The sequence below is a fragment of the Streptomyces sp. NPDC090088 genome (genome assembly GCF_044747345.1).
In the GTDB taxonomy this organism is placed as follows: Bacteria; Actinomycetota; Actinomycetes; order Streptomycetales; family Streptomycetaceae; genus Streptomyces.
Window position 1 is genome coordinate 98,466 of sequence record NZ_JBIVDZ010000005.1, and the last position, 25,425, is coordinate 123,890.

Consider the following 25,425-nt stretch of genomic DNA (forward strand, 5'->3'; position numbering starts at 1 on the left):
GTGCGCGGCGACCCGGCTCCGAGAGCGTGGCCAGAGGGTAGTACCGACTAGTCGGTACGCCTAGAGGGGCGGCATGAGGTTGTTCACCTGACCCGACAGACCCTCACCAGAGTCCGGTGGGCTCCCTTCCCGCCGCCCGGAGCAGGATGTCCCGCGTGGAACCCATCCCGTACTTGTCGATGTCACTGGAGAGTCCGGCCACCTCCAGCAGCAGCGGGCGAAGGTCGACACCGGCATCCCGTGCCTGCCCGCACAGGTCGTTCAGGGCGACCATCATGTCCCGTGTGTCCTGGCCCTGATCCTCGACCGACATCTCCAGCAGGCGCTGCCGGAAACCCTGGGGCGTGGCGGCGAAGGGCAGCGTCGTCGCCCAGGAGAACGAGTGGCACCGCTCCAGCAGCGCGCGCAGGGTGGCCCGGACGTCCTCGCCGCCCGCCTCGTACCGGGAGAGCACGTCCCGCAGCGCCGCCTCGGCCTCCGGCCGCAGCCCCGCCTCGTCCAGCGGATGCGCGCTTTCCCGCACCTTCCGCACCCAGTCGGGGTCGGTGAGATCCACCTGCCCCGTCGCGATCGGCTCGACGCACGCGTCGATCAGTGCGACCCATTCCCCGAGCTTCGTCAGTTCTTCCATACCGCCGCGTACCCCCCCGTACCGCTCACGATGACACCCCTGGCGTACCCCACCCACCCCGACACCGCCACCCCGAAGGCGAATTGCCCACGCCTCCCTACGAACGCACCCTCTCCGGCGGCGGCCCGCCCCCCTCCCGCACGCCGCCGCGGAAACACCGCGTCCGGCACCCCCTCGTGTGGGTGCCGGGCGGGTGGCCGTCAGGCGGTGAACTCGTGGGTCCCCGAGCCCACCCGGTACACCGCGCAGCCGTCCTCGCGGCGCAGGAACGTGCCGTGGGAGTGGGTGACCGTCGCCTGGTCGGACGCCGGGATCCACACCTCGGCGGTCGTGTTGGGCGGCACCGCGCAGGTCAGGGTGAAGCGGCCGGACCGCAGCCGCCAGCGGGTGGAGACGGGCCCGTACACCGAGGTGAACGTGGCGCGGGCGGAGGTGACCGCGCCTCCCGGACGCGGGCGGACGACGATCTCCCGGTAGCCGGGCCGCCCGGCCGCGATACCCGCGATGTTCGCGTACATCCACTCGCCCACCGAGCCGTAGGCGTAGTGGTTGAAGGAGTTCATGCCCGGGTCCTGGAAGCTTCCGTCGGGCCGGATCGAGTCCCAGCGCTCCCACATCGTGGTGGAGCCCCGGTCGATCTGGTAGCCCCAACTCGGGTACGAGCGCTGCTCCAGCAGCCGGTAGGCGACATCCGTGTGCCCCGTCTCGGTGAGGACGGGCAGCAGCCGGGGCGTGCCGAGGAACCCGGTGGACAGGTGCCAGTCCCGGCCCTCGACCAGGGCCACCAACCGGTCGCCGGCCGCCTTCCGGGACGCGTCCGGCAGCAGGTCCATCGACAGGGCGAGGACGTACGCCGTCTGCGTGTCGCCCCGCACCCGCCCGTCGGCGGTGACGTAGGCGTTCTGGAAGGCGGCCCGGATCCGGCCGAAGAGGTCGCTGTACGGCGCGGGATCCTCGCCGAGTTCACCGGCCATCCGGGCCGCGAGGTCGGCGCTGTGCGCGAAGTAGGCGGTGGCGATGACGTCCTTGGGGGTGTCGTCGTCGACGTTCAGCCAGTCGCCGTACCCCTCGGCGGGCCGCAGCAGCCCGACGCTGTGCTGCTCCAGGTACGTGAGCCAGGCCCGCACCGACGGCCAGGCGTCCGCGAGGACCTGGCGGTCGCCGTACGCTTGGTAGAGGGCCCAGGGGACGGTGACACCGGCGTCGCCCCAGCCCGCCGTACCGCTGCCGAGCGTGCCGACCACCGGCGCCACGTCGGTGAAGGCGCCCGCCGAGGTCCGCGAGTCCCGCAGGTCGACGAGCCACTTGGACAGGAACCGCGCGGACTCCATGGTGTAGGCGGCGGTCGGCGAGAAGACGTTGATGTCGCCGGTCCAGCCCAGCCGTTCGTCGCGCGCGGGCGTGTCGGTCGGCACGGAGAGGAAGTTGCCGCGCTGCCCCCAGGTGATGTTGTGGTGCAGCTGGTTCAGCATCGGCACGTCGGTCTCGAAGTCGAGGGTGAACGGCGCGTCCGTGTGCATGACCCGCCCGGTGACCGCCCGCGCGGTCGGCGTGCCGGGGAACCCGGTCACCTCGACGTACCTGAACCCGTGCGAGGTGAAGCGCGGTTCGTAGACCTCCTCTTCCCCCTGGCCCTTGAGGGTGTACGTGTCCGTCGCCGCCGCGCTGCGCAGGTTGGCGGTGTAGACGGTCCCGTCGGGGTTGAGCACCTCGGCGTGCCGCAGCCGTACGGTCGTCCCCGCGTCGCCGGAGACCCGCAACCGCACCGAGCCGACCATGTTCTGCCCCAGGTCGAACACATACACTCCCGGCTTGGGCTGGGTCACCGCCTGCGGCGTCAACTCCCGTTCCACCCGCACCGGTCCGTCCACCTGAGCGACGATCAGCCCCGGCCCGATGTCGCCCTCGCCGCGTACGGCGAGCCAGCTCCCGTCGTCGAACCCGGGCGAGGTCCAGCCGGGGGTCTCCTTGCGCGCGTCGTACGTCTCCCCGTTCAGCAGGTCGGCGGCGACGATCGGCCCGGCGGCGGCCCGCCAGCCGGTGCCGGAGGTGACGCGCTCGGCGGTCCCGTCCGCGTACTCGACCTCCAACTGCGTGAGCAGCGCCGGGTGCGGGCCGTACTGGCCGGGCCCGAACATGCCCACGTTTCCGGCGTACCAGCCCGGTGCGAGGTGGGCGCCGAGGGCGTTGGCGCCCGGTCTGAGCAGGCCGGTGACGTCGTACGTCTGGTACTGCACGCGGGTGCGGTAGTCGGTCCAGCCGGGCGCGAGCTGGTCGGTGCCCACCCGGCTGCCGTTGAGGTGGGCCTCGTACAGGCCCAGCGCGGTGGCGTACAGACGGGCGCGGGACACCTTCTTGCGCGGCAGCCGGAACGTGTGCCGCAGCTGGGTGACGGCGTACGACACCGGGACGACCCGCCCCCAGGGGCCGCCGCCCCAGGGCGCCGCCACCCGGACCGTCGGCCACCCGCCGTCGTCGAAGCCCAACTCCGCCCAGCCGTCGGCGGGTTGCTGGTCGCTGGTCTTCCAGGAGTCGTCCGTGAACACCTTCCGCTCACCGGCGGCGGTACGGACCACGAGGACGGCGAGGAGCCCCGCCGGACCCACGGTCGCGTTGGTGGCGGCCACGGCGACAACGTTGTCTCCCGCGCGCACCTGGTCCAGTACGTCGACGACGGCCGGGCGGCGCCAGTCCTCGTTGTCGGTGTCGAGGTCGGTGTGGGCCACCTCGACGCCGTTCACGGAGACGGCGTAGACGTTGTCGGCGGTGATGGCGAGTGTGGCCGCCGTGATGCCGTCGGGCAGGTCGGCCCGGCCGCGGAACCAGCGGGTGGCCGTCGGCACGCTGCTCGTCGGATCACCCTCGGGGTACCAGATCCACGAACCGCCCTCGAAGGACGGCGCGTCGGTGAGGCTCGCCGGGGCGGAGATCCAGTCGGCGGTCCACTGCCCGGTGTCCATGAGCCCGGTCTCCCACCACGAGGGTTCGCTCCAGCCGGACACCTCGCCGTCGCCGTCCCACACCCGCACGGCCCAGTGGTAGCGGGTGCGCGGCTCGAGGGCGGGCCCGGCGTACGGCACGAGCGCGGACTCGGCGGAGGTGACCTTCCCGCTGTCCCACACGTCCGGACGCGCCAGCGCCGGGACGCTGGTGGCGACCCGGACCTGGTAGGCGCTCTGCCGCACACCCGTCCCGTCGGCGGTCAGCGGCCAGCTGAGACGGGGGTGTGGGGTGTCGATGCCCAGGGGGTGGCGCACGTACTCCACGGTGGGCCCGGCGACGCGCGGGCCCGCGCGTCGCGCCCCGGCCGGTGCGGTTCCGCGCACCGGCGCGGCCACCGCCGACCCGTTGTCGACGGCCGCCGCCACGGCCGCGGCGGCGGCGCTCGCGAGAATGTTCCTCCTGCTGATCATTACGACTCCTCGCACAGAGAAAGGAATGAATCGATTCAGAACGGAGAGGCGTGGAAAACGTAGAGCCGGGAGGGGCGGGGGTCAATCATCGTGCGGTTGTTTTTCTCACGTGCTCGGTTCGAGAGGTCGGGCAGTGCGGGGCGTCAGAGGGTGGGGGCAACTCGATTGAACGGTTTCAATTCGTTGTGAGCACGTGGCTCGGTCGCCCGGAGCTGTCGGTGATCCGTCGGCCGTCTGTCGGTGCTCGCTGGAACCGTGGACGCCGAGTTGCCCGGTGCGGCAGCCACGATCCCCATCGCCTCGCCGCCGACAGCAAGGGAGCCCGCCGCTATGTCGTCCACCTCCGCCCCACCGCCCTGGAACGTGCACCGGCTGCCGCGTGCCGACGGGCGGGTCTTCCTGGTCACCGGGGGCAACGCGGGAATCGGGTACTTCGTGGCCGAGCAACTGGCGACCACCGGGGCCACCGTCGTGCTCGGCAGCCGCGACACCGCGAAGGCCGAGGCCGCCATGGCCTCGATACGCGCACAGGTCCCGGACGCGCGGGTGCGGGCCGTACGGCTGGACCTCGCCGACCTCCCGTCGCTCGAAGCCTCGGTGGGGTCGCTGGGCGTGGCACACCTGGACGCCGTGGTCAACAACGCGGGTGTCGCGCTCGACGATCCGCCGCGCAGGGAGACGACGGACGGCCATGAACTCATGTTCGCGACCAATCACCTCGGGCACTTCGCGCTGACCCGGTGGCTGATGCCGTTGCTCGCGGCCGCACCGGCGGCCCGCGTGGCCCGCGTGGTGACCACGGGCAGCTTCGCGGCCAAGTCCGAGCGGCTGGATCTGGACGACCTCCAGTCCCGGAAGGACTACCGGCCCAAGCGCGCCTACGGGCGTTCCAAACTGGCGCAGATGTCCTTCGGAGTCGAACTCGACCGGCGGCTACGGGCGGCCGGCGGCACGGTGGCGAGCGTGGTGGTCCATCCCGGCGGCGCGCTGGACTCCCTCACCCCGCCACGGCCCCCGGTCCACGCGCGCACAGCCGGCGCCCGGTGGGGCGCGGCGCCCGCGGCCTTGCTCGTCCAGGGCAAGCACGCCGGCGCCTGGCCGGCGGTCCGGGCGGTACTCGACCCGTCCGTGCACGGCGGCCTGCTGTGGGGACCGCGCGTCTTCGGTCTGCGCGGCGAACCCCGACCCGAACCGGTGTGGAGCCATGCCGCCGATCCCTCGGTGGCGGCCCGGCTGTGGGACGCGAGCAGCGAGCTGACCGGCGTCGATCCCGGCGCTGTCCTCGGTGCCATCGGCTAGGGCCGGGTCCGTCAGAGCAACCTGCTTGCCTGGGAAGGAAGTTGGAAAGGACTCCCTGTGATTGTGAGGATGCTGTAGGTGACAAGGGAAAGGGCTTCCGGCGTCCGGGGACCCTCCCTAGCCTCCGATGCTCATGGCAACAGAACACGCGCACCAGTCCCAGAGCCATGACGGACACAGCCGGAGACACTTCCTGACGGCGACCGGGGCGACGGTCGCCGGGGTCGTCGGCGGGGGAACGGCCGGTGCCCTGGGGGTCGCCGCCGGCAGCGCGGCGGCAGCGGCCTCCTCGGGCAGGCGCGTCGCCGTCCTCGGCGGCGGGGTCTCCGGCCTCAGCGCGGCCCACGAACTCGCCGAACGCGGCTACGAGGTCACGGTCTACGAGTACTACGACGTCCTCGGCGGCAAGGCCCGCTCGATGGACGTCCCCGGGACCGGAACGGGCGGCCGCAAGCCGCTTCCCGGCGAGCACGGCTTCCGCTTCTTCCCCGGCTTCTACCGCAACCTGCCGGACACCATGCGCCGTATCCCCTTCCCCGGCAACGCGAACGGCGTCCACGACAACCTCCGCAACGGTACCGAGGAGTTGTTCGCCCGCGGCTCAGGCCGCCCGGACCTGCACTTCCCGCTCCGCCGCGCCACCACCCCGCCCGCCCCCGGCGACCTCACCCCGTCCTGGATCCGCGACCAGATCCTGTCCGTACTGGACCTGGCCACCCACCTGCCCGCCCACGAGGCCGCCTACTTCGCCGACCGCCTCCTGGTCCACCTCACCAGCTGCGACGCCCGCCGCGAGGGCCAGTGGGAGAGAGTCGCCTGGTGGGACTTCATCCGGGCCGGCGAGATGAGCCGCGAGTACCAGGTGCTCCTCGGCATCGGCCAGACCCGCAACCTCGTCGCCACCCGCGCCGAGATCGCCTCCACCCGCACCGTCGGCCGCGTCATCATCGAGGCCCTCATCCTGTGGGGCCTGCTCGGCCGCGGCATGGACGGCGACGCGGACGTCGACCGGGTGCTGAACGCCCCGACCAGCGAGGCGTGGATCGACCCCTGGGAGGCCCATCTGCGCTCCCGGGGCGTCGAGTTCGTGCTCGGCACGGAGGTCCGGGAGGTGGTGTACGACGGCGGCCGGGTGACCGGCGTACAGGTGGCGGCCCACGACGGCAGCCGCCTGCGCACCATCACCGCCGACCACTACGTCTCCGCCCTCCCGGTCGAGCACGCCCGCGTGACCTGGGGCCCGGCCCTGCGCGCCGCCGACCCGCAACTCGGGCGGTGCGACGCGCTGAAGACGGACTGGATGACCGGCGTGATGTTCTACCTGCGCACGCCCACCCCCGTCGTGCACGGCCACATCAACTGCCTCGACTCACCCTGGGCGGTCACCGGCATCGGCCAGACGCAGTTCTGGGACGGACGGGACTTCGCACGCGACTACGGGGACGGGCAGGCCCACGAGTGCCTGTCCACCATCATCTCCGAGTGGGACAAGCCCGGAATCCTGTACGGCAAGACGGCCCGCGAGTGCACCAAGGACGAGATCGTCAGCGAACTGTGGGCCCAGCTCAAGGACGGGCTCAACGACTCGGGCAAGACCACCCTCAGGGACGAGGACCGGCTCGGCTGGTTCATGGACCCGGCGGTGACCGGCCTCGGCGGCCCCGACCCGCAGAACCGCGAACAGCTCCTCATCCACCCCACCGGCACCCTCTACAACCGCCCGTCGGCACGGACCGCCGTACCGAACTTCTTCCTCGCGGGCGACTACGTCCACACCGACGTGGACCTGGCGACCATGGAAGGCGCCAACGAGTCCGCGCGCCGCGCTGTCAACGCACTCCTGGACGCGGACGGTTCGACCGCCGAGCGGTGCCACATCTGGGAGTTGTTCCGGCCCCCGGAGCTGGAGCCCCTGAAGCGGATCGACGCCGTGCGCTACCGCCTGGGCCTGCCCAACACCTTCGACCTGGGGTAGTACTCGGGGCCCGGACCGGGCCGGGCCTGGAACGGGTCATGGGCAAGTACGTCCTTGCTGAGCCGCGGGACCGGCGGGCCTAACCGACGTCGCCCGCCGGCCGCTACCCGCTGCCCGAGCCCGCTGCCGGCGTCGCATCCCAGGTCTCCCGGTCCCCGCCGCCCCGTCCGTCCGCTCGTCCGCCCGCGCCTGTCGCGCCGGTCAGGCCGGTCAGGCCGCGCCGTCCGTGTGATGACCGGGCACGGCGCGCAGGGCGATGTCGACGGTGGCGTGCAGCGCCGCGCGCCCCGCGCCGGCCGCCGCGTGGACGGCGTTGCCCTCGCTGACGACCATGACGTAACGGGCCAGCGCGAGCGGATCGGTGTCCTCGGGCAGGTCGCCCTCCGTGATCGCGCGGGTGAGCCGGTCGGCCAGTGCCCGCTCGCCGGCCAGGCGGCTGTCGGCGAGGAACCCGGCGATATGGCCGTGGTCGCCACCCTCGGCGAGTCCGCCCTGCACGGACAGGCATCCGGGCGGGCGGCCGACGCGGGTGAGCGCGTCGGCGTTGTCCCGTAGGAAGGCCTCGATGACGGCGTACGCGGTGGGCCGCGTGAGCGCCTCGCGGGCATAGGCCATGTCCGCCTCGGCGTACCGGGCCACGGCGCGGCGGAACAGCTCCTCCTTGTTGCCGTACGCCGCGTACATGCTGGTCCGGTTGATGCCCATGGCCTCGGTGAGGTCGCTCAGCGACGCGCCTTCGTAGCCCTGGCGCCAGAAGACCTCCACGGCACGGTCGAGCGCCGCGTCCGCGTCGAAACCCCGAGGTCTGCCCCGCTCCGCCATCCGCACCCCGTTCCCAGGCGTCCCATAAATCTTAACCGGCCGGTACGGAAATAGTCCGCGCGGTGCCGCCGTTATTCAGTACCGAAAGGTACAGAAAGAAGGTGACCGTTCCAGTGACACGTCACCCCACTCAAGGAGAAACGACCATGGGACAGCTCGACGGCAGGACCGCCCTCGTCACCGGTGCCACCTCCGGCATCGGCCTCGCCGCCGCCCGGCGACTCGCGTCGGAAGGCGCGCACGTCTTCCTCACCGGCCGCCGCCAGGGAGCCCTGGACGAGGCGGTGGCCTCGATCGGCGACCGTGCCACCGGAGTGCGCGCGGACGTCGCGGACCTGGACGACCTCGACCGGCTGTTCGCCGTCATCGGACAGCGGGGCAGCCTCGACATCGTGTTCGCCAACGCCGGGGGCGGAGCGTTCGCGGCCCTGCCCGACGTCACCTGGCAGCACTACGCCGAGACGTTCCACACCAATGTCGGCGGCACTCTCTTCACCGTGCAGAAGGCGCTGCCGCTGCTCAAGCCCGGTTCCTCGGTCATCCTGACCAGCTCCAACATCGACACCAAGGGCGCCGCGTCGTTCGGCGTCTACGCCGCCAGCAAGGCCGCCCTGCGCTCGCTCACCCGCAGCTGGGCCGCCGAACTCGTCACCCGGGGCATCCGGGTCAACAGCATCGCCCCCGGTCCGATCGAGACCCCCGGCCTCAGCGGCCTGGCCGACGACCCCGGATCCGCCGAACAGCTGCTCAAGGGCCTTGCCGCCGGCGTGCCGATGAACCGGTTGGGGCGCCCGGAGGAGATCGCCGAGACCGTACTGTTCCTCGCGTCCGACGCCAGCAGCTACATGACCGGCGCCGAGATCTACGTCGACGGCGGCGCCAGCCAGATCTGACAACCCTGTTCACCGATCACCGATCACCGATCACCGATCCCTGTTCATCGAAGGAGCATCATGCCCAGCGTGACCGACCTGCTCGCGGCCAACCTGCACGAGGTCTTCGGCAACCGCGACCCCGGCTCCCGCCGCGCGGCGATCGAGCGCACCTACACCGAGGACGTCGTGTTCACCGATCCGGAAGGCGTCAGCACGGGCTGGGACGCACTGGAGGACAAGGCGCGCACATTGCTCGACAAGGTCCCCGCGAACTTCGGGTTCACCGAGGACAGCCGCCACTACGCCGGTCCGCACGACGGCGCGCTCGCCTGGGCCTTCGGCCCCGAAGGCGAGCCCGCGGTGCGCGGCATCGACATCATCACCGTCCGGGACGGCAGGATCGCCACCCTCCTCACCGTCTTCTCCGCCTGAGCCGAGCCGAGCCGAGCCGAGCCGAGCCGAGCCGAGCCGAGCCGGGCCCCGCCCCGACACGGTCCGGCCTGGCGACACAGCCGTACGACGATACGGCCACGCGTGAACAGCCCTGGATCACATGGTGCGGGCCGCGAGAGCCTCTCCGGCCCGCACCAGTGCCTCCGGATGGCCGAAGAGACCGGGAAGCCCTCCGGTGTGGACAAAGACGGTGCGCTCACCCGGGCGGATGTCCCCCTCGCGCACGGCGGCGACGAGACCGGCCATGGCCCGCCCGGTGTAGACGGGATCCAGGACGAGCCCCTCGGTCCGGGCGGCGAGCAGAAGGGCGTCCGCGACCGGTTCGGTGAGGCGGGAGTATCCGGGACCGACCTGGTCCAGCCGTAGCCGCAGAGGTGGTTGTCGCGGCGCGGGGGAGGGCGCGTACAGGCCGGTCAGCAACAGGTCGACCGTCCGTGCGGGATCCGCCACCGCCCCGCAGTGCACGCCCAGGACCCGCTCCGGGCCCAGGGCATGTACCAGCCCGGCCATCGTGCCACCGCTGCCCAACGCGACCACCGCGGTGGCCAGGTCGGGAGCCTGCGCGAGGAGTTCGCGCCCGCCCTCGACATAGCCCAGGGCGCCGACGGGACTCGATCCGCCGAACGGAATGAGCGCCGGAGCCGCGTCCCGCTCGCGCAGCTCCCCGACGACACGGTCGAGGACGGCCGCGAGTTCCGTCCCGCCCACCGCGCCCGCCCAGACGATCCCCGCGCCGAGAAGACCGTCGAGAGCCAGATTGCCCGCGGCCGTGACGGTGTCCTCGACGCCGTCGCTGCCGCTGCCGTATTCGGCGGGCTCGCCCGCGAGGACGAGCACGACGTCCATGCCGAGACGGGCTCCGGCCGCCGCCGTGAGGCGCGCGTGGTTGCTCTGCGGCGCCCCGCTGGTGACCAGCGTCCTCGCGCCCTCCGCCAGAGCCTGACCACAGGTCCACTCAAGCTTGCGGACCTTGTTCCCTCCGCCGCCCAGCCCGATCAGGTCGTCCCGCTTGATCCACAGGTCGTCCGGCCCGAGACCGAGCGCCCGGGCGAGGCGCGGGGCCGGTTCGAGAGGTGTCGGCCAGGCGGCCAGGGTGACCCTGCGGTGCTCCCCGCGCGTCGTGTGCATGCGACAACCCTTCGTCTCCGTGCCAGTGTGTCCGTCCCACCGCACCCATGCTTTCGCCAGGACGCACCCCGCTCAACACCGACCTCGCCCCACCGGGCCGAGCCCCACCCCATCCCACCCCGTCCCGGACCGGCCGGACTCCAGGTAAGAGACGAACGAAGATCCGCGATGCCGTACGACCACCAGGCGGCACGCCCCGGGACAATGAGCTTCATGAGCGACCGAATGCGCGATGCCGAGGACCGGCTGGCCAGAATCGAACGGCGGCTGGAGAGCGGCGAGCGCGACGTCGTGCCCGCGTGGCGCAGAGCCACCCAGGGCGAGCCGCGGTGGGCCGTGACCGCCGTCATCCTGGTCGCCGTCGCCCTCCAGCTGATGCTGCCGCACCGGCTCGCCTTCCAGCCGTACTGGGTCCTGCCGGTCCTGGAGACGGTGCTGCTGGCCGGCCTGATCGCCGGCAACCCCCGGCGGGTCGAGCCCCGCACCCGATGGCTGCGCCTGCTGGGACTGGCCCTCATGGCCGTGATCAGCGTCGCCAACGGCTGGTCGGCGGTCCGACTGGTGGCAGGCCTCGTGAACGGCACCGAGGGCAAGGACGCCGGGCCCCTGCTGCTGACCGGCGGCGGCATCTGGCTGACCAACGTCATCGTGTTCGCCCTCTGGTACTGGGAGTGGGACCGCGGCGGACCGATGGCCCGGGTCCGCGGCCACCAGCAGTACGCGGACTTCCTGTTCGTACAGATGCAGAGCCCCGAGACCGCGCCGACCGACTGGGAACCGGCCTTCCTGGACTACCTCTACCTCTCCTTCACCAACTCCACCGCCTTCAGCCCGACCGACGTGATGCCGCTGTCCCGCTGGGCCAAGATGCTGATGATGCTGCAGTCCACGGTCTCCCTGGTGACGGTGGTCCTGGTGGTGGCACGGGCCGTCAACATCCTGCGCTGACGACAGGGGTGTCCTAGGTTTCTCGACATGAGCGATGACTCCCTGCGCCTCGTCACGGTTGAGCGCACCCGCACCGGCCACTTCACCGCGACGAACACCCGCGGCGGCACGATCGACTTCGGCACGGGCGCCGGCACAGGCGACGGCGACGCCACGGAATTCACCCCGGTCGAGCTGCTGCTCGCCGCCATCGGCGGCTGTACGGCGGCCGACGTCGACGCCTCCACCAGCCGCCACACCGAGCCGACCGCCTTCACGGTCACCGTCAGCGGCCACAAGGTCAGCGACGAGGACGGCAACCGCATGACCGACCTCGCCGTCAGCTTCCACGTCACCTTCCCGGACGGCGCACAGGGCGATCGTTCCCGCGCCATCCTGCCCCGGGCGGTCGCCATCTCCCACGACCGGCTGTGCACCGTCAGCCGCACTGTCGAGGCCGGTACCCCCGTGGCGGTGTCGGTCGACGACGTGACGGCCGAAAACGCGCCTGCCCAGGACGTCTGACCACGATCGCCGGACTCGCCGCGCCCGCCGACGCCAAGCCCGTTCGCCGAGTGCCGCGTTGCCCCCTGGCGGTGCCGGGGACGAGGACTCCGGACCGCGCCCGAGGTCCGACGGCGAGGACACCGGACCGCGCCCGCCGTCCGACGGCGAGGATCGGCTCGCCGCTGCCCGGCGGCGAGAACGGCCCGCGGCAGGGCCGCGCGGCGCCCACGGGTCGGGGGCCGGTGGACCGGCCGGTCGGAGTGTCGTGGTTACGATGCCCCGTGAACCCTTTCCCGCTCCCCGGCCGGACGGCGCGATGAGCACCGCCGTCTCCTTCCCCCTCGGCGCCTCGACCACGCTCGCCGAACTGGCCCGGGATCCGCACCCGCGCCTGGCGCTGCTGCGCACCCACGAACCGGTGTCGTGGCTGCCCGAGCTGAACGGCTGGCTGGTCACCCGCCGGGACCTGGCACTCGACGTCATGCGGGACTCCGTCACCTTCACCGTCGACGACCCCCGCTTCACCACCGCCCAGGTCGTCGGCCCGAGCATGCTGTCCCTGGACGGTGCCGAGCACGCCCGCCACCGCGAGCCGTTCGCGGCCCCCTTCCGGCCCCGGAGAGTGCACGAGGGCTTCGCGGGGTTCATAGAACGGGAGACCGACCGTCTCGTCACCGCACTGGAACCGGCGGGCGCCGCCGAACTGCGTCGTTCCTTCGCCGGACCGCTCGCCGTGGCCGTCGTCACCGAGGCACTCGGACTGGTCGGGGCGACCACCGACACGGTGCTCTCCTGGTACGACGCCATCGTGAGGTCGGTCTCGGACCTCACCGCGGGCCTGGAGGCAGGCCCGGCCGGTCCCGCTGCCTACGAGCGGCTGCGGTCCGCCGTCGAGGCCACCGTCGCCGACCGGCACGCGTCCTCGCTCCTCGTCTCCGCCGCCGGGCAACTGGAACTGTCCGAAGTGGCGTCCAACGCGGCGGTCCTGATGTTCGGCGGCATCGAGACGACCGAGGCGATGATCACCAACGCGCTGCTCCACCTGCTCCAGAACCCCGGCCAACTCGCCCTCGTACAAGCCGATTCCGGTCTGCTGGACGGAGCCGTCGAGGAGTCCCTGCGCCTGGAGCCCGGCGCCGCCGTGGTGGACCGCTACGCCACCCGCGACACCGTTCTCGGCTCGGCCGCCATCCGCCGCGGCGATCTGGTCAGCGTCTCCCTCACGGGCGCCAACCGGGACCCGGCCGTCTTCACCGACCCGGACCGTTTCGACGTCCGCCGCGCCGAGGCCCGCCTCCAACTGGCCTTCGCCCACGGCCCGCACCACTGTCTCGCCGCCCACCTGGCCCGCCTGGAGACCCGCATCGCCCTGCAGCACCTGCTCCGACGCCTCCCCGGGCTCCGCCTCGACCCGGAGCGGCCCGCCACGCCGTACGGCCTGGTGTTCCGCAAGCCGGACGCGCTGCACGTGCTGTGGGACGTTCGGGCCTGAGCCCCAAGCCGACTGCCGACCCCACCGTCTCGTGACGCGTGCTCCGGTCGCGGACACCCGGACTCGGACCGCGGCGCCGCGCGAAGAGTGAGATGTTCAAGACCAACGCGAGCGCTATTGAGGTCACTCATTTCTTCGTGCCGCGTCATCACGCGCCCAGCATCTGGATGCCGCCGTTGACGGCGATCAGCTGGCCGGTCATGAAACGGGCCCCGGGACTGGCCAGGAACACCATCACCGGGCCGAGGTCCGCCTCCGGATCGCCGAGTTCGCCTCGCAGGGGCATGGCCGTGCGCAGGCTCTGCCTGAACTGCGCGGCTCCCTCCGTGCCCAGGTGTTCCCAGAGGCGGTCCGCGCCCGCGGTCCGGACCGCGGGCGCGAGGGCGTTCACGGTGATCCCGTGCCTGCCCCAGGCCGAGGCCACGGAACGGGTCCAGGCGTGCACGCCGGCCTTCGCCACCGCGTAGTGCGGTGCCAGCGGGTTGCCGCGTACGCCCTCGCCCGACCCGAGGTTGATGATCTGCCCGCCGGCGTGCCGCATGTGCTCGAACGCGGCCTGGTTGGTGAAGACCGTGGACCGGAGGTTGACGTCGAGGACCGCGTCGAACTCGTCGCCGGAGAGGGATTCCGGCACGCCCGCCCGCCAGTTGCCCGCGGCGTTGAGCAGCACGTCCAGGCCGCCGAGGAGCGAGGAGGCCGTTGCGAACGCCGCGTCGACCGAAGCCCGGGAACGCGCGTCGCAGCTCAGCCAGTCGCACCGGTCGCGGAGTTCGTCCGGCGGCGGACTTGAGTGGAACAGCCCGACGACCTGCGCCCCTGCCGAGAGGAACACGGACACCGCCGCCGCTCCGATGCCGCCGGCCGCACCGGTGACGAGGATGCGGCGCCCGGACAGCATCCGGGGCTCCGTGGATACGCTCGCCTGCGTCACGGAGAAACTCCTCTGCCTCGGCGTCGAAGGCGCCGTGAGCCGCCGCGTCGACGGTCCCCGCGCCTTCGTGGGTGGAGCCCACTGTAACGGCAGGCAGGCTAATTGAGTGTACTGAGTTCGTCTCGATCCCTCCCTGGCTCATGTGCGCGGCGGTCACGGGTGACCTTTTCGACCGAGCGCCCCAATCTCCTTGGCTGAATTGACCCGGCTTCCGTCGAAGCCTGTGACGAGCTGGTGAAGGGGAGGGGAAGGGCTTTCACCTCCCCTCGTCGATTGTGATCTGCGCCACACCTCATGGAGGTGATGGATGTGGCCTCCTGGGGTGACGCGGGGCCCCTCGTCGGCGCGCGAAGGGGTCGGAATCCTCGCCTCACCATGTGTAATCAGTCAAAACGCAACAGTGAGGGGAAGGTTCCGCATGAGGGGGCGTCAGAAGTGTCTACGCGCATAGTGTACTGACTGTCCTAAACAGTTGTTGCGGCATATTTGTGCACCAGCTTGACCGTGCTCCGCATGGTCGGTTTCATGCTTACCTCAGCTTCCTGACAGGGTGGATGGTCCGCCCGAATCGGCAGCGCCTTCGTGCACGTCCACTCGTGCTCCACCCAACTCCCGGCCCCCGTCGGCATGTTCGTCATGCCCGCGACGCAGTGCGCGCCTCCCTTCCGGAAAGGAAATTTCCCGGTGCCCCAGCTCCATGCCTCAGACCGCTTCCGCCCCCGCTCCGCCCCCCGTCGGCGGGCGAAGTGAGCAGGCACCGGGGGAAGGCCGTACGCACGAGGCCGCACACCGGCCGGGGCCGCAGCATCCGCGCCTCGTTGATCTCGCTCGCGCTGGTTCCGGCGGTGGCGATGGTCCTGCTCTGGTTCAGCGGCTCGGCCGTGCTGTTCAACCAGTGGCGCCAGGCGGGCCACGTCGGGGACGCGGCGAAGACGACGTACGCGCTGGTGCCGGGAGTCGGCGAGTTCCAGAAGGAACGCCAGCTGACGGTGCTCCTGCTGTCGCCGCACGGAAACGGGCACCGTGCCGCGCTGGTCGCCCAGCGCGCCCGTACCGACCGAGTCCTCGCCGCCTTCCGAAAGGCGGACGCCGCCTCCGCCAGCGATGGATCGGCCGAGTACCAGGCCCAGTTGGCCACCGTGCGGAAGCGACTGGACGCCCTGACCTCGGAACGAGCCACCGTCGACGGCGGAAAGGCCGACCGGCGGCACGCTTACGAGGTGTACTCGGAGACGATCCAGTCGGTGCTGAACCTCTTCGGAACGCTGAGCACGGACAACGGCAGCGGCGCCACGGCGGCGGAGGCCGCGCACGCCCTGTCGTTCCTGCGGGCGGCCGAGGCGCTCGCGGGGGAGCGGGCCGTCCTGGACGCGGCCGCGGCCGGCGGCCGGCTGAGCGTCGAGGAGCGGACAACTCTGGCCGCCGAGGCCGCCGTTCGCGCCTCCATCCTCACCAACGAAGTCGCTCCCTATCTGCCGACCGAGCTGCGGCAGGATCTGGCGAAGACCATGGACGGCCGCGACTGGGCCGAGCTGAACGCCTTCGAGGCGGCCCTTCCCGCGGCGGCCGAGGGCGGCGGCGACACCATCGAGGTGCCCCGCCTCACAGCCGCGCGCGCCGCCGCGCCGAGCCGTGTGTTCACCGAGGTCCAGGGCGTGGAGAACCAGTACCTGGCCCAGGTCACCCAGAACAACGTCGACAGCAACAACGAGCTGAGGGACCGGGTCATGGCCGGCAGCGCCCTCGCGCTGCTCGCGGTGTTCGCCGTCGCCGTGCTGTCCTGGCGCATCACGCGATCGCTCATCGGGCGGATGACCGGCCTGCGCGAGGCCACCCTCGACCTGGCCCAGGAACGGCTCCCCGAACTGATCGGCAGACTGCGCACCGACAGCAAGCACGCCGGCCCCGACGACCTCCCCGAACTCGACTACGGGACGGACGAGTTGGGCAAGGTCGCGGAGGCCTTCAACAGCGCCCAGCGGATCGCGGTGAGTGTCGCCCTGGAACAGGCCGAGCTGCGCGAGGGCGCCCGGACGGTGTTCCTCAACATGTCCCGCCGTATCCAGATCCTGGTGCACCGGCAGCTGACGGTCATCGACGGCATGGAACGCAAGGAGCAGGACCCCCAGCTCCTCGCCGACCTCTACCGCGTCGACCACCTGGCGACCCGGATGCGCCGCAACGCCGAAAGCCTCACGGTCCTGTCGGGTTCGGCGCCCCGGCGCCGCTGGAAGCAGGCCGTGTCCCTCGCGGACCTGCTGCGCAGCGCGGTGTCCGAGATCGAGGGCTACACGCGGGTGGTGGTCGAGCCGATGCCGGCGATCGCCCTGGCCGGCCCGGCGGTCGGCGACACCATCCACCTCATGGCGGAACTGATCGAGAACGGCGTGACGTTCTCGCCCCCGCACACCGAAGTCCGGGTCCGCGCCCTGCCGGTGGCCCAGGGATACGCCGTCGAGGTGGAGGACCGCGGCCTGGGGCTGGCACAGGAGGAGTACGAGGCCGCCAACGTCCTGCTGCACGAACCCAAGGACTTCAGCATCACCTCGCTGGGCGAGGATCCGCGCCTCGGGCTGTTCACCGTCGGCCATCTCGCCCAGCGGCACGGCATCAAGGCCAGCCTGCAGCCCTCGTCGTACGGCGGATCGCTGGCCGTCGTCATCCTGCCGCACAACCTGACCGAACCGGCCGCCGACCTCCCGCCGATGACGCTGGACCCGCGGGCGGAACGCCATCTGGCCTCGGTCGACAGCGCGCCGCCGGAGGAGTCGACGATCGCCGGCATGCCGAGGCGGACCCGTACGGCGGCCCCGGCTCCTGGACCGTCTCAGGCACCGACTCCCGCGCCCGCTCCTGCCCCGACTCCGGCCGCTGCCCGGATACGTCCGCCTGCCGCGCCCGGCGCGACTCCGCCCGGCCCGCCCTCGCCCGGCGCGACGCGGGGCGGCCCGGCGGCGGCCCGGCCGCAGGTGGCCGGACGCGGAGGCGACGGGTCCGTACCGGTTCCCGGCGGCACGGCCATGGCAGGCCCGTCGGCGATGGCGGGCTCGTCGGCGATGGCGGGTCCGTCGCGCCCCGGCGGCCCGAGTCGGCTGCCGCGCCGGGTCCGGCTGGCCAACCTCGCTCCCCAGCTTCGCGAGCGGCACGAGGAACAGCCGGACCACGGCCCGGGGCGGGCGGCGGAGGAGCGCCGCCCGGAACAGGCCCGCTCGATGCTCGCGGCACTGCGAGACGGCACCCGGCGAGCCCGCGCCCAGGACGAGGTGCCCGCACCGGACTGGCCCCAGCCCCCGTCCCACCAGCGTCCGTTGCCCACCCGCACCAGCCCGACAAGGAACACCACCCCATGACACGAACGAACACCGCGCGCGAAGGTCTGTCCTGGCTTCTGGACAACCTGATCGACCGCATTCCGGAGACGCGGCACGCGATCGTGCTCTCGGAGGACGGTCTGCTGGTCGGTTCCTCGGCCGGACTCGCCAGGGCCGACGCCGAGCAGCTCGCGGCCATCGCATCGGGGGTCCACTCCCTGGCCCAGGGCACCAGCCGCCACTTCGGCGGCGGACGGGTCCAGCAGACGGTCATCGAGATGGACGACCTGTTCCTCTTCGTCACCACGGCCGGCGGCGGCGCCCGGCTCGCGGTGCTCGCCACCTCGGCGGTGGACGTCGGCAACGTCGGCTACGAGATGACGATGCTGGTACGCCAGGTCGGCCAGTACCTCAGCGCGGCCCCCCGCTTTCCCCAGTACACCGGCGGTCCACATACGGGGGAGCATGAATGAGACATTGGTCCGAGGAAGACCCCTGGGCGGAGGACGACCCCAACCACCTCATCCGCCCCTACACCGTGACCGGCGGCCGTACCCACTCCGCCCTTGCCGACATCGATCTGATCGCGCTGATCAGCACCGTCCGGCCACCCACCCGCGCCCAGCGGCTCCAGCCCGAACAACACCGGCTGCTCGCGCTGTGCCGCAGGCCGACGGCGCTGGTGGAGGTCGCGGCCTGCCTCGACCTGCCCGTCACGGTCGTACGCATCCTGCTGGGCGACCTTCTCGACACCGAACTCGTCTCCGTTTCCGCACCCACGGCGGCCGGTACCCCCGACGCCCGCTTCCTTCAGGCAGTGATCGATGGCATTCGAAGACTCTGACCTCACCGCGGTCTCGCCCGACGCGGCGACGGCCAAGATCCTCATCGCCGGCGGCTTCGGCGTCGGGAAGACCACGCTCGTCGGCACCATCAGCGAGACCGAGCCCCTGCGCACCGAGGAACTGATCACCGAGGCCAGCGTGGGCGTCGACGACCTGGCCGGAGTGGAGCGCAAGACCACCACGACCGTCGCCATGGACTTCGGCCGCATCACCCTGAGCACGGCCCTCGTCGTCTACCTCTTCGGGGCACCCGGACAGGACCGCTTCTGGTTCATGTGGGACGACCTGTCCCGCGGTGCCCTCGGCGCGGTCGTCCTGGCCGACACCCGGCGGCTGGACAGCTGCTTCCCCTCCGTCGACTTCTTCGAGCACCGCGGCATCCCCTTCGCCGTCGGCGTCAACTGCTTCGACGGCATGTGCGACGAGGACCCCGAGGACATCCGCGCGGCCCTCGACCTCCCGCCCGGGGTACCGCTCGTGCTCTGTGACGCCCGGGACAGGGAGTCGGTCAAGAACGTGCTGCTCGCCCTGCTCGAACACGTGATGCGAGGACTGGCCGCCGAGGCCTCCCCGGACGTGGCTTGGAGGTGACGTTCGAGTTCGTGCCAGCGGGGCCGCGCACACGCGAGGCCCCGCGAGGGACTCGGACAGTGAGGACGAGCTTGCCCTGGAGGTGACCCCCGTCGAGCAGCCGCGGTGGACGTGGTTCAGCGCACGAGGGAGCGTGCGACGCGGAATCCCACGTCGTCGACCTGGAAAGTCGGGTGGCTGCGGCGGCGCGCGGAGGCTCGGCAACTCCAGTGCTCGTCGAACCAGCCGCCACCGCGTAGCACTCTGTATTCGCCATAGACCTCGGCGTCGTAGACGTCCCAGCACCACTCCCAGACATTGCCGAGCACGTCGTACAGACCCCAGGGGTTGGGTCGCCTGCCTCCTACTTCGTGGATCCGCTCGTGTGAGTTGTCCCGGTACCAAGCGACCTCGTCGAGCGGCCCGTAGTGCGGTCCGGTCGTACCGGCACGGCAGGCGTGCTCCCACTCGGCTTCGGACGGCAGCCGGTATCCGCCGGCGGACGCATCCCACTCGACTCCTTCGCCGTCGGCACAGAAGTGGTAGGCGGATGGGATCCGCTCCTGTTCGGACAGCGCATTGCAGAACCGGACCGCGTCCCACCAGGAAACGCTCTCGACGGGCAGTTCGTCGCCGCGGGCAGTGCTCGGCCGCTGGCCGGTGACTTGTGCGTACAGTGCCTGGGTGACCGGGAATGCCGCGATCTCGTAAGGCGCGAGGTCGACCGACCAACTGCGCTGCGTCCGGCGGTCCGACAGCGTTACCTGCCCAGGAGGGACGGCGATCATCTTTCCTGCGGTCGTGTCCATGGACAGATGATCGCATCGGCGCCTGTTCCGGTCGGTCAATCGGATGATCGAACAGCCGAGTTCGGGTGGGCCTCCGGACAGGAAGAACGGCTGCGGGAGAGCCGACGGTGCCGATGCTCAACGGTGGCTTCGCAGAACCATGTGGGGGCGCGTTGGTTGTGGCGCAGTGTGGCTGCGAGGACCACCGCGATCCTCCCGCGCGGCAGGGCTCGCCATCGGGACCGAATTGCCTTCAGCACGGCGGAGGTGTGGCGCCGGCTGCGCGTCGGCCGGTGCCACGTCGGTCCACTGTCGGGAGCCGGTGTGGGCGCCTTGGCCGGTGTGGCACACCAGGGGCTTTCCGGGGCGCCTTGCGGCGGGATTCTCAACCGGTTGCTCCGCCCCCGTGCGGACCCGTGCCGTCATACCCTTGCGGGGCGTGGCGGCACGGGGGCACGGGTGCGGGCTTCGAACGAGGGGCTGCCGTCGTGTTCTCGGCCAGGCCTGTCGCCGCCGTGGAGGCCCGGATCAGGCGGTCGCCACTTGCTCCTCGGTCTTCTCGTCGCTGCGCCGGTCGCCGGCCTCGGCGCGGACGGCGGGAATGCAGGCGGCGACCAGTGCGGCGGCCACCGCGACACCGCAACCGACGAGCAGACCGGTGCGGAAGCCGCTTTCGGAGGTGAAGGTGTAGCCGCCGACCGTGGAGGTCATCTGGGCGAGTACGACGCCGACGACCGCCGAGCCGATCGAGGTCCCGAGGGAACGCATGAGCGTGTTGAAGGCGTTCGCGGCCCCGGTCTCGGCGGGCGGTACCGAGCCCATGATCAGGGCGGGCATCGCTCCGTACGCCAGACCGACCCCACTGTTGATCACCATGCTGACCAGCATGCAGCCCCACGCCTGGCCCATGAGCGCGAGCGAGAGGCCGTAACCCAGCGCGATGACCAGGACACCGGAGATGAGCGTGAACTTCGGCCCGCGGGCGTTGGTGAGCTTGCCGCCCCAGGGGGAGACGATCATCATCATGAGTCCGCCGGGCGCCATCCACAGGCCGGCCGCGAGCATCGACTGGCCGAGACCGTAACCGGTGGCCTTCGGGAACTGCAGCAACTGCGGCAAGATCAGCAGGCTCGCGTACATGGCGAAGCCGACGAACACCGATGCGAGGTTGGTCACCAGGACGCGTGGCCGGGCGGTCGTGCGCAGGTCCACGAGCGGGCTGGGGATGCGCAGTTCCCAGATGCCCCAGCCGAGCAGCAGCACCACGGCGGCCGCGAAAAGCCCGAGGATCGTGCCGGAGGCCCAGCCCCAGTCGGCACCCTTCGACACCGCCAGCAGGAGACAGACCAGTCCGGCGGCGAAGCCGAGCGCGCCGACTGTGTCGAAGCGCTCTCGCCGGGCCACGACGGGTATGTCCGGGACGAACCTCCAGACCAGAACGGCGATCACCGCGGCCAGCGCCGCCGCGCCCCAGAACAGGACGCGCCAACTGGCGTACTGGGCGACGGCGGACGCGATGGGCAGGCCCAGGCCGCCGCCGATGCCCATGGAAGCGCTGACCAGCGCGATGGAGGAGCTGAGCCGCTCCGCCGGGACCACGTCGCGCAGCAGGGCGACGCCCAGCGGGACCATGCCCATGCCCATCCCCTGGAGGCCGCGTCCGACGATCATCGGCGCGACGGACGAGGAGACCGCGCACACCGCGGAGCCGGCCATGAGGGGCACGGTGCAGACGAGGATCATGCGCCGCTTCCCGATCATGTCGCCGAGGCGTCCGGTGACCGGTACGCACACGGCGGACACCAGCAGGGTGACGGTGATGACCCAGGCGGCGTTCGAGGACGAGGTGTGAAGGATGGTCGGCAGCTCCGCGATCAGCGGGGTGACGAGCGTTTGCATGATCGCTGCCACCGTGCCCGCGAATGCCAGGGTGGCGACCACGCGGCCGGCATGGCCGGTCGGCTCGGGGGTGTCCATTCAAGGACTCCTACGGTTCCGGGGATGTGTATTGTGCACATGATGTGTATCACGCATGTTGTGTGCATGGTGCATCAGTCGTGGGTGATACACATGACAGGCAGGCTCGACAGGGTGGACCGGGGAGCGGAGGTGGCATTCGCGTGACTGACCCCGTGCATGAAGTCGAGTACGAGCAAATGCTCCTGAGCCGGCACGGCCTGGGCCGACGCGGCGGACGGCGCAAGGACGGGCTCATCGAGCGCAGCGCCTACGTCATTCTCAGCCGTCTGCGGATCCAGGGCCCCATGTCGATCGGCGAGCTGAGCGAGGCTTTCGGGCTCGACGCCTCGACTCTCAACCGCCAGACGGCCGCAGCCCAGCGCGACGGACTGGTGGAACGCATTCCCGATCCGGAGGGAGGCATCGCCCGCAAGTTCTGCCTCACCGAGAACGGCAGGCAACTGCTCGACGAGGAACGCGAGTCCACGATCGCGGCGCTGGAACGCGTCATGGACGACTGGCCGGAAGACGACATCGCGGCGTTCGCCGGCTATCTGAGGCGTTTCAACAGCGGAATCGAGCGTCTCGAAGGCCGGCCGTGGCCTCGGCCGTGAAACCCCGCCGCTGACAAGCCCGCCCGCGGAGTGATCTTCTGGATCGGCGGCGTCGATGCCGGCCTTGGCGTCGACATAGGTGATGACCGCTTCCATCGGCGCGGGGTGCGGGCGGCTCCTCCTGGGAGCCGGAAGCCCTTGGCATCCCGCGGCCGCACAGCCTCGGAACGCTCGACGATTCGGGCCCGCGCCCGTGCCTCGGCCTCCGTCGACGGGAGGGGAGACCAGGCGGCGTCGCCGGAGGTTAGCCTGCGTCTGTGACGACACCGCGGCGCAAGCTTCCCCGGGGCAGGAGTGCCCTGCCGGCCGACCAGGCGGAGGTCGTGCAGCGGGGCAGGGTGTACACGGCCATGGCGCAGGCGCTGACCGAGCGGGGATACGCCGCCGTGACCGTCGAGGATGTCATCAGGCGGGCGGGGGTGTCCCGGCAGACGTTCTACCGCTACTTCGACTCCAAGGCGGACTGTTTCGCCGCGGCCTACCAGGCGGCCGGGGAGAGTCTGCTGACGCAGGTCCTCGACCGGATGGCCGTGTTGGACGGCGGCTCCGGCGGCTCCGGGGGTGGCGCGCAGGACGGTTCGCCACTCCGTTTCGAACGGCTGGTCAGCGCCTACCTCAGTACTTTGGCCGCCGACTGGCCCACGGCCCGGCTCTGCCTGGTGGAGGCGTTCGCGGCCGGCCCCGGCGTGCTCCCCGTCCGGGCGCCCTTGTACGAGACCGTGGTGGACCTGGTCGCAGAGACCCTTGGAGTCGCGGACGAGGACGGCCGGCTCGTCTGCCGGATGATCCTGGCCTCCACCACGGCCCTTGCGACCTCGGCGGTGGCCGATGGCGACCGCGGTCAACTCGATGCCGCAGGGGAGGAGTTGAACCGCTACGTGCGGCGGCTCTGGGACGCCGGCCTACTGGGCTCGCGTCCCTGACCGGCCGCCCACCCCCTCGCGCCCCTAAAAGACACGGGTGTTCCTTTGGGTGGGTGAACTGGCTATGCTGCGACAGCAACGCCGACTGTCGGACCCGAGCGCGGAGGCAGCGCATGTACGGCGGAACGGTCTCGGCCGGGCTGTTGCTGGGCCGGCGCTACGAGCTCCTGCACACGCTGGGGCGTGGCGGCATGGGCCAGGTATGGGAAGCCAGGGACCTGCGCCTCAAGCGGCGCGTCGCCGTGAAGATCCTTTCGCCCGCCGGCGTTCCGGAGCCGCGTGACCTGGCTCTGTTCCGCCGGGAGGCGGAGATCGGCGCGATGCTGTCCCACCCCGGCATCACCACGGTCTTCGACATGGGCAGCCCCTCCCACGACGGCCGCACGCCCTGGTACATCGTGATGGAGCGGCTCGTCGGGCACAATTTCGCAGGAGAGCTTGCCCGGCACCCCGGGGGACTGCCGGTGGAGCAGGTCGTCGACCTTGCCGGACAGGTGGCGGCCGCGCTCGGCGCGGCTCACGCGCAGGGTGTCGTGCACCGCGACGTCAAGCCGGCCAACCTGTTCCTGCAGGACTCCGGCCTGGTGAAGATCTGCGACTTCGGCATCTCCCGGCTGGCGAACGCCACGCATCTGCTGACCGGATTCCAGGTCGCCGGGACTCTGCCCTACATGGCGCCCGAGCAGTTCGCCACGCTGGCGGTCGACCACCGCAGCGACCTGTACGCGCTCGGCTGCGTGCTCTACGAACTCCTGGCCGGGCGCACATGGGTGGACCCGGGGGCGGACTGGCCGGCCGCCATGTACCAGCATGTCGAGGGCGCCCCGCCGCGGCCGGCGGCCTCCCGGCCGGACATCCCCGAGGAACTGGACCGGCTCGTGCTGGACCTCTTGGCCAAGGACCCCGCGGACCGCCCGGCGGACGCCTCCGCCGTCGCCGCACGGCTGCGGGGCATCGGACAACAGCCACGGCGCGGACCCGGCACCACGGACGGCACCACGGACGGCACCGCGGACGGACAGCGGTTCGAACACCGCACCCGACTGCTGACCGACGCGGCCACGCTGTTCCGCGCTCTCCACGTCCGGCGAGCCGCAGAGGCGGCGGACAACGCATACCGTCTGCAGTCGGCCCGGGCACGACGAACATCCGCCCCCGACCGCGCAGCCGGTCAGGGCCGTGCGTCCCACCAGGGCAGCGTCCTCGGGGCGGCGGAGCATGTAGTCGTCGACGCCCCGGAGTTGAAGACAGGTCCGGTGACCGTGGTCCAGTCGGTCGGCGCCATGATGAGCGAGGGGACAGGCTCCTGGGGTCCGGGCGTCGGGGGATTCGTCGCGGTGCTCGGCGCGGTCGGAGGAGCGACCTCACCGGGCCATCCGGTCATCCCGTTGCGCTACCTCGACGCATACGAAACCTCGGCTTTCGGAAACGCGGTGGCCGGCGCCTTCACGACCGGGTTCGTCGCCTGGGCGGTGGTGAGTCTCATCGCCGGGGCCGCGGCGCTGCTACGGCGCTCCGACCGGGTGCTCATCGACAGCGAGGGCCTGCACATCCGCCGCAGCACCGGGCCGCGCCGATCCTTGGACATCCCCTGGGCACTGGTGGACGCGGTGTTTGTCAGCAACCATCCCGACAAGCCCTACGGCAAGGTGCACCTGCGCTTCGTCCCCGGGCATGCTCCGAGCGGGGCGTGGTGTGAGCTGAACTCCGTCACCTCGGAGGGGGGTGGTTCCTTCATCGTCTACGAGAAGAACTGGGGCGACGCCACCCGCGTCCACCCCAGGGAACTGATCGCGCCGATCCAGCTCTTCGCGGGTCGCCGCTGGCGGCCCACGACGAAACCGGTCGCCAGGGGCTTCGCCGCATCCGGCCGCCATCGCTGACGCACACTCGCGGTGATGACGAGTTCCTTCTTGCGATCGGTGACCCGCAGCATGCGACGAGGTCGGCCCGGGCCGGCTC

Annotated in this window: 21 protein-coding genes; 14 read left to right on the plus strand and 7 right to left on the minus strand. The window is 71.4% G+C overall.

The window, feature by feature from the left end; genetic code table 11:
• Window positions 1-103 precede the first annotated feature (103 nt).
• A complete protein-coding gene (locus ACIPSJ_RS24395) occupies window positions 104-631 on the minus strand; it encodes a hypothetical protein (protein ID WP_401348811.1) in 528 nt (175 codons plus the stop codon).
• Window positions 632-831: 200 nt separating this feature from the next.
• Window positions 832-4,044 carry an alpha-L-rhamnosidase gene (locus ACIPSJ_RS24400; RefSeq protein ID WP_401348813.1) on the minus strand — a complete coding sequence of 1,071 codons (3,213 nt, stop codon included), beginning with the start codon at window positions 4,042-4,044 and terminating at the stop codon, window positions 832-834.
• Between the two features lie 330 nt (window positions 4,045-4,374).
• Here ACIPSJ_RS24400 and ACIPSJ_RS24405 point away from each other — a divergent pair, with 330 nt between their 5' ends.
• Both ACIPSJ_RS24405 and ACIPSJ_RS24410 read left to right on the plus strand, forming a co-directional pair.
• Complete coding sequence (locus tag ACIPSJ_RS24405) at window positions 4,375-5,343, plus strand: SDR family NAD(P)-dependent oxidoreductase (RefSeq protein ID WP_401348814.1); 969 nt, start codon at window positions 4,375-4,377, stop codon at window positions 5,341-5,343.
• A gap of 133 nt (window positions 5,344-5,476) precedes the next feature.
• Window positions 5,477-7,318: an FAD-dependent oxidoreductase gene (locus tag ACIPSJ_RS24410; protein WP_401348817.1), complete on the plus strand. Its 1,842-nt coding sequence runs from the start codon at window positions 5,477-5,479 to the stop codon at window positions 7,316-7,318.
• 210 nt (window positions 7,319-7,528) lie between these two features.
• Here ACIPSJ_RS24410 and ACIPSJ_RS24415 read toward each other — a convergent pair whose 3' ends face one another.
• Entirely contained in the window at window positions 7,529-8,140 is a 612-nt protein-coding gene (locus ACIPSJ_RS24415) for a TetR/AcrR family transcriptional regulator (RefSeq protein WP_359217841.1), read from the minus strand.
• 146 nt (window positions 8,141-8,286) lie between these two features.
• Here ACIPSJ_RS24415 and ACIPSJ_RS24420 point away from each other — a divergent pair, with 146 nt between their 5' ends.
• A complete protein-coding gene (locus ACIPSJ_RS24420; RefSeq protein ID WP_401348820.1) occupies window positions 8,287-9,033 on the plus strand; it encodes an SDR family NAD(P)-dependent oxidoreductase in 747 nt (248 codons plus the stop codon).
• Window positions 9,034-9,093: 60 nt separating this feature from the next.
• Entirely contained in the window at window positions 9,094-9,447 is a 354-nt protein-coding gene (locus ACIPSJ_RS24425; protein ID WP_359217837.1) for a nuclear transport factor 2 family protein, read from the plus strand.
• A gap of 117 nt (window positions 9,448-9,564) precedes the next feature.
• Here the strand turns inward: ACIPSJ_RS24425 and ACIPSJ_RS24430 are convergent, their stop codons facing one another.
• Window positions 9,565-10,596: a D-cysteine desulfhydrase family protein gene (locus tag ACIPSJ_RS24430; RefSeq protein WP_401348824.1), complete on the minus strand. Its 1,032-nt coding sequence runs from the start codon at window positions 10,594-10,596 to the stop codon at window positions 9,565-9,567.
• Window positions 10,597-10,809: 213 nt separating this feature from the next.
• Between ACIPSJ_RS24430 and ACIPSJ_RS24435 the strand changes: the two genes are divergently transcribed.
• The 3 genes from ACIPSJ_RS24435 to ACIPSJ_RS24445 all read left to right on the plus strand — a co-directional run bounded on the left by ACIPSJ_RS24435 (window position 10,810) and on the right by ACIPSJ_RS24445 (window position 13,522).
• Window positions 10,810-11,544 carry a hypothetical protein gene (locus ACIPSJ_RS24435; protein WP_365678098.1) on the plus strand — a complete coding sequence of 245 codons (735 nt, stop codon included), beginning with the start codon at window positions 10,810-10,812 and terminating at the stop codon, window positions 11,542-11,544.
• A 27-nt stretch (window positions 11,545-11,571) separates the two neighbouring features.
• On the plus strand, window positions 11,572-12,048 hold the full coding sequence (locus ACIPSJ_RS24440; protein WP_359217831.1) for an OsmC family protein: 477 nt from the start codon (window positions 11,572-11,574) through the stop codon (window positions 12,046-12,048).
• 298 nt (window positions 12,049-12,346) lie between these two features.
• Window positions 12,347-13,522: a cytochrome P450 gene (locus ACIPSJ_RS24445; RefSeq protein WP_401350076.1), complete on the plus strand. Its 1,176-nt coding sequence runs from the start codon at window positions 12,347-12,349 to the stop codon at window positions 13,520-13,522.
• A gap of 148 nt (window positions 13,523-13,670) precedes the next feature.
• On the opposite strand, the gene ACIPSJ_RS24450 is transcribed toward ACIPSJ_RS24445, so the two are convergent.
• Window positions 13,671-14,453: an SDR family NAD(P)-dependent oxidoreductase gene (locus ACIPSJ_RS24450; protein WP_401348827.1), complete on the minus strand. Its 783-nt coding sequence runs from the start codon at window positions 14,451-14,453 to the stop codon at window positions 13,671-13,673.
• A 746-nt stretch (window positions 14,454-15,199) separates the two neighbouring features.
• On the opposite strand from ACIPSJ_RS24450, the gene ACIPSJ_RS24455 reads away from it, so the two are divergent.
• Genes ACIPSJ_RS24455 through ACIPSJ_RS24470 form a run of 4 tightly spaced genes read left to right on the plus strand, consistent with a single transcriptional unit; the run spans window position 15,200 to window position 19,200 of the window.
• The gene (locus tag ACIPSJ_RS24455) at window positions 15,200-17,803 is read left to right on the plus strand and encodes a nitrate- and nitrite sensing domain-containing protein (RefSeq protein ID WP_401348830.1); all 2,604 of its coding nucleotides are present in this window, start codon (window positions 15,200-15,202) and stop codon (window positions 17,801-17,803) included.
• Window positions 17,800-18,237 (plus strand): roadblock/LC7 domain-containing protein, encoded by a 438-nt coding sequence (locus tag ACIPSJ_RS24460; protein WP_359217825.1) that lies wholly within the window; start codon window positions 17,800-17,802, stop codon window positions 18,235-18,237. Before ACIPSJ_RS24455 ends, ACIPSJ_RS24460 begins: the two co-directional genes overlap by 4 nt.
• Window positions 18,234-18,608 carry a DUF742 domain-containing protein gene (locus ACIPSJ_RS24465; RefSeq protein ID WP_359217823.1) on the plus strand — a complete coding sequence of 125 codons (375 nt, stop codon included), beginning with the start codon at window positions 18,234-18,236 and terminating at the stop codon, window positions 18,606-18,608. The genes ACIPSJ_RS24460 and ACIPSJ_RS24465 overlap by 4 nt, the downstream gene beginning before the upstream one ends.
• Entirely contained in the window at window positions 18,589-19,200 is a 612-nt protein-coding gene (locus tag ACIPSJ_RS24470; RefSeq protein ID WP_359217822.1) for an ATP/GTP-binding protein, read from the plus strand. Before ACIPSJ_RS24465 ends, ACIPSJ_RS24470 begins: the two co-directional genes overlap by 20 nt.
• 116 nt (window positions 19,201-19,316) lie before the next feature.
• Here ACIPSJ_RS24470 and ACIPSJ_RS24475 read toward each other — a convergent pair whose 3' ends face one another.
• Both ACIPSJ_RS24475 and ACIPSJ_RS24480 read right to left on the minus strand, forming a co-directional pair.
• Window positions 19,317-19,988, minus strand: a complete 672-nt coding sequence (locus tag ACIPSJ_RS24475; protein WP_401348833.1) for a formylglycine-generating enzyme family protein — start codon at window positions 19,986-19,988, stop codon at window positions 19,317-19,319.
• 507 nt (window positions 19,989-20,495) lie between these two features.
• Window positions 20,496-21,944 (minus strand): MFS transporter, encoded by a 1,449-nt coding sequence (locus tag ACIPSJ_RS24480; protein WP_401348836.1) that lies wholly within the window; start codon window positions 21,942-21,944, stop codon window positions 20,496-20,498.
• Between the two features lie 179 nt (window positions 21,945-22,123).
• On the opposite strand from ACIPSJ_RS24480, the gene ACIPSJ_RS24485 reads away from it, so the two are divergent.
• The 3 genes from ACIPSJ_RS24485 to ACIPSJ_RS24495 all read left to right on the plus strand — a co-directional run bounded on the left by ACIPSJ_RS24485 (window position 22,124) and on the right by ACIPSJ_RS24495 (window position 25,346).
• Complete coding sequence (locus ACIPSJ_RS24485; protein WP_359217958.1) at window positions 22,124-22,540, plus strand: MarR family transcriptional regulator; 417 nt, start codon at window positions 22,124-22,126, stop codon at window positions 22,538-22,540.
• A 257-nt stretch (window positions 22,541-22,797) separates the two neighbouring features.
• Window positions 22,798-23,463, plus strand: coding sequence for a TetR/AcrR family transcriptional regulator (locus ACIPSJ_RS24490; RefSeq protein WP_401348838.1), 666 nt, complete (start codon window positions 22,798-22,800; stop codon window positions 23,461-23,463).
• Between the two features lie 113 nt (window positions 23,464-23,576).
• Window positions 23,577-25,346 carry a serine/threonine-protein kinase gene (locus ACIPSJ_RS24495; RefSeq protein WP_401348841.1) on the plus strand — a complete coding sequence of 590 codons (1,770 nt, stop codon included), beginning with the start codon at window positions 23,577-23,579 and terminating at the stop codon, window positions 25,344-25,346.
• The last annotated feature ends 79 nt before the right edge of the window (window positions 25,347-25,425 follow it).

What these genes read in the sequence shown, in the direction of transcription:
- ACIPSJ_RS24395 (WP_401348811.1), bottom strand. Translation starts at nt 631, where the DNA reads ATGGAAGAACTGACGAAGCTCGGGGAATGGGTCGCACTGATCGACGCG.
- ACIPSJ_RS24400 (WP_401348813.1), bottom strand. Translation starts at nt 4,044, where the DNA reads ATGATCAGCAGGAGGAACATTCTCGCGAGCGCCGCCGCCGCGGCCGTG.
- ACIPSJ_RS24405 (WP_401348814.1), top strand. Translation starts at nt 4,375, where the DNA reads ATGTCGTCCACCTCCGCCCCACCGCCCTGGAACGTGCACCGGCTGCCG.
- ACIPSJ_RS24410 (WP_401348817.1), top strand. Translation starts at nt 5,477, where the DNA reads ATGGCAACAGAACACGCGCACCAGTCCCAGAGCCATGACGGACACAGC.
- ACIPSJ_RS24415 (WP_359217841.1), bottom strand. Translation starts at nt 8,140, where the DNA reads ATGGCGGAGCGGGGCAGACCTCGGGGTTTCGACGCGGACGCGGCGCTC.
- ACIPSJ_RS24420 (WP_401348820.1), top strand. Translation starts at nt 8,287, where the DNA reads ATGGGACAGCTCGACGGCAGGACCGCCCTCGTCACCGGTGCCACCTCC.
- ACIPSJ_RS24425 (WP_359217837.1), top strand. Translation starts at nt 9,094, where the DNA reads ATGCCCAGCGTGACCGACCTGCTCGCGGCCAACCTGCACGAGGTCTTC.
- ACIPSJ_RS24430 (WP_401348824.1), bottom strand. Translation starts at nt 10,596, where the DNA reads ATGCACACGACGCGCGGGGAGCACCGCAGGGTCACCCTGGCCGCCTGG.
- ACIPSJ_RS24435 (WP_365678098.1), top strand. Translation starts at nt 10,810, where the DNA reads ATGAGCGACCGAATGCGCGATGCCGAGGACCGGCTGGCCAGAATCGAA.
- ACIPSJ_RS24440 (WP_359217831.1), top strand. Translation starts at nt 11,572, where the DNA reads ATGAGCGATGACTCCCTGCGCCTCGTCACGGTTGAGCGCACCCGCACC.
- ACIPSJ_RS24445 (WP_401350076.1), top strand. Translation starts at nt 12,347, where the DNA reads ATGAGCACCGCCGTCTCCTTCCCCCTCGGCGCCTCGACCACGCTCGCC.
- ACIPSJ_RS24460 (WP_359217825.1), top strand. Translation starts at nt 17,800, where the DNA reads ATGACACGAACGAACACCGCGCGCGAAGGTCTGTCCTGGCTTCTGGAC.
- ACIPSJ_RS24465 (WP_359217823.1), top strand. Translation starts at nt 18,234, where the DNA reads ATGAGACATTGGTCCGAGGAAGACCCCTGGGCGGAGGACGACCCCAAC.
- ACIPSJ_RS24470 (WP_359217822.1), top strand. Translation starts at nt 18,589, where the DNA reads ATGGCATTCGAAGACTCTGACCTCACCGCGGTCTCGCCCGACGCGGCG.
- ACIPSJ_RS24475 (WP_401348833.1), bottom strand. Translation starts at nt 19,988, where the DNA reads ATGGACACGACCGCAGGAAAGATGATCGCCGTCCCTCCTGGGCAGGTA.
- ACIPSJ_RS24480 (WP_401348836.1), bottom strand. Translation starts at nt 21,944, where the DNA reads ATGGACACCCCCGAGCCGACCGGCCATGCCGGCCGCGTGGTCGCCACC.
- ACIPSJ_RS24485 (WP_359217958.1), top strand. Translation starts at nt 22,124, where the DNA reads ATGCTCCTGAGCCGGCACGGCCTGGGCCGACGCGGCGGACGGCGCAAG.
- ACIPSJ_RS24495 (WP_401348841.1), top strand. Translation starts at nt 23,577, where the DNA reads ATGTACGGCGGAACGGTCTCGGCCGGGCTGTTGCTGGGCCGGCGCTAC.